Source organism: Stutzerimonas stutzeri (genome assembly GCF_000935215.1).
Lineage (GTDB): Bacteria > Pseudomonadota > Gammaproteobacteria > Pseudomonadales > Pseudomonadaceae > Stutzerimonas.
The window spans coordinates 1-2,125 of record NZ_JXXD01000346.1; the positions used below are offsets into that span (position 1 = coordinate 1).

Annotated in this window: 2 protein-coding genes and 1 pseudogene; all 3 read left to right on the forward strand. The window is 68.6% G+C overall.

Annotation, left to right across the window (positions count from 1 at the left end):
* Nucleotides 1–454 (forward strand): annotated as a pseudogene (locus LO50_RS23240) (P-type conjugative transfer protein TrbL); the annotation flags it as partial.
* Between the two features lie 12 nt (nt 455–466).
* Nucleotides 467–1,171 (forward strand): conjugal transfer protein TrbF, encoded by a 705-nt coding sequence (trbF, locus tag LO50_RS23245; protein ID WP_023114200.1) that lies wholly within the window; start codon nt 467–469, stop codon nt 1,169–1,171.
* The coding region (gene trbG, locus LO50_RS23250) for a P-type conjugative transfer protein TrbG (protein ID WP_044316512.1) at nt 1,168–2,125 on the forward strand (958 nt) is incomplete at its 3' end. The genes trbF and trbG, both read left to right, overlap by 4 nt.

The following is a 2,125-nucleotide window of genomic DNA, read 5'->3' on the forward strand; positions in this document are numbered from 1 at the left end:
CGCCAAGCTGGCCGGCGCTGGTGCGCGTGCCGCCACGTCGGCGGCTGGTAGTGCGAAATCGGCGTTCCAGGCCGGCTCCGCCGCCGCAGGTGGTGGTGCGAAAGGCGCAATGGCGGGCCTGGGCAACGTCGCCAAGACCGGCGCGCAGGCAGCCGGGCGAGGCGCTGCATCCCGCGCTTCCGCTGCCGGGCAACGCATGGCCGCTCCCTTCCGCGCTGGCTGGAATGGCGCTGCTGCCGATAGCGGCGCGGGCGCGGCATCCGGTCAGGGTGCCGCAGGCGAGGCCGCATCCGGCGCCGCTACGGCGCAGACACAGGAACAGCCCGCTTGGGCCAAGCGCCTGCATCGCCGCCAGCAACTCACCCATGCCGCGACCACCACCGCCCACGCGCTGCGCGGTGGCGATGGCGGCGGCTCCGGCCAAGGGCCAAGCCTGCGCGATTCCGATTCATAAGGAGAACTGACCATGCGATTCAAGAAACCGCAGGTGCGCTATGCCGACACGCCGCAGCCTGCCACGCCGTACCAAGCTGCCGGCCAGGTGTGGGACGACCGTATCGGCTCGCCGCGTGTGCAGGCGAAGAACTGGCGGCTGATGGCCTTCGGGTGCCTCACGCTCGCACTTCTGATGGCCGGCGGCCTGGTGTGGCGCTCGGCGCAGTCCATCGTGACGCCTTACGTGGTGGAGGTGGACAACGCGGGCCAGGTGCGCGCCGTGGGCGAAGCCGCCACGCCGTACCGGCCCAACGATGCGCAGACCGCGCACCACATCGCGCGCTTCGTGACGCTGGTGCGCTCGCTGTCCATCGACCCCATTGTCGTCCGCCAGAACTGGCTGGACGCCTACGACTACACGACCGACAAGGGCGCGGCCGTGCTCAACGACTACGCACGGGTCAACGACCCGTTCGCGCGCATCGGCAAGGAGTCGGTGACGGTGCAGATTGCCAGCGTGACCCGTGCCAGCGACACGTCTTTCAACGTGCGCTGGACGGAGCGGCGCTACGTCAACGGCGCCGCCGCAGGCACTGAACGCTGGAACGCCGTGATTTCCATCGTGCAGCAGACGCCACGCACCGAGGAACGCCTGCGCAAGAACCCTCTCGGCATTTACGTCAATGGCCTGTCGTGGAGCCGCGAACTGGATTCTTCCGAAGGAGTAAAACCATGAACCTGTCTTTCCGCTTTTTCGCTTTGCCGTTGATGCTCGCTGCCCTTGCGGGCTGCGCCACGCAGGGCAGGCCGCCGCCGGTCATCTCGCTCGATGAGCCAGTACAGGCCCAGCCGCTGCCCGAGCCGCCCGCGCCGGTAGAGGTGGTGGCTGTGCCCGAGGTGCTGCCGATGCCGGCGCAGTTGCAGCCGTTGCCCGAAGCCGAGGATGCCAAGCCGGTGCCGGAACCGGCCGATGAGAAGGTGCGCGTCTCGCGGGCCAATGCCGAGGCGCGCGTCGCGCCCACGCGCGAGGGCTACGTCAACGCGATTCAGGTGTGGCCCTTCACCGATGGCGCGCTGTACCAGGTCTATGCGGCCGTGGGCCGCGTGACCGTGGTTTCGCTCCAGCCGGGTGAGGAGCTGGTAACGGTGGCCGCCGGCGATACCGTGCGCTGGATCGTGGGCGACACGTCCAGCGGCAGCGGTGCCGACCTGCGCGTGAACGTGCTGGTCAAGCCGATCCGCTCGGGCCTCAAGACCAATCTCGTCATCACCACCAGCCGCAGGACGTACCTGCTGGAGCTGGCTTCGACCGAGAAAACATGGATGGCATCCGTGTCGTGGGAGTACCCGCGCGACCGGATGCTGGCTTTGCAGCGCCAGGCGCAGGCGGCCAGCGCCGCCGCGCCGGTCGATACCGGGCTGTCGCTGGAGAACCTGCGCTTCCGCTACACGATCAGCGGCAGCAATCCGCCCTGGAAGCCACTGCGCGCCTTCGACGATGGCGCGAAGGTCTATATCCAGTTCCCGGCGGGCATCGCACAAGGCGAGCTGCCGCCGTTGTTCGTCATTGGTGCCCAGGGCGACGGGCAGTTGGTGAACTACCGCTTCCGCTCGCCGTATTTCATCGTGGATCGCCTGTTCGGCGCTGCCGAGTTGCGGCTGGGCGGGGACAAGGGTGACGTGGTGCGGA

Bases quoted from the DNA above. Each gene is read 5' to 3' on its own strand.
- trbF (WP_023114200.1), top strand. From the start codon at position 467: ATGCGATTCAAGAAACCGCAGGTGCGCTATGCCGACACGCCGCAGCCT.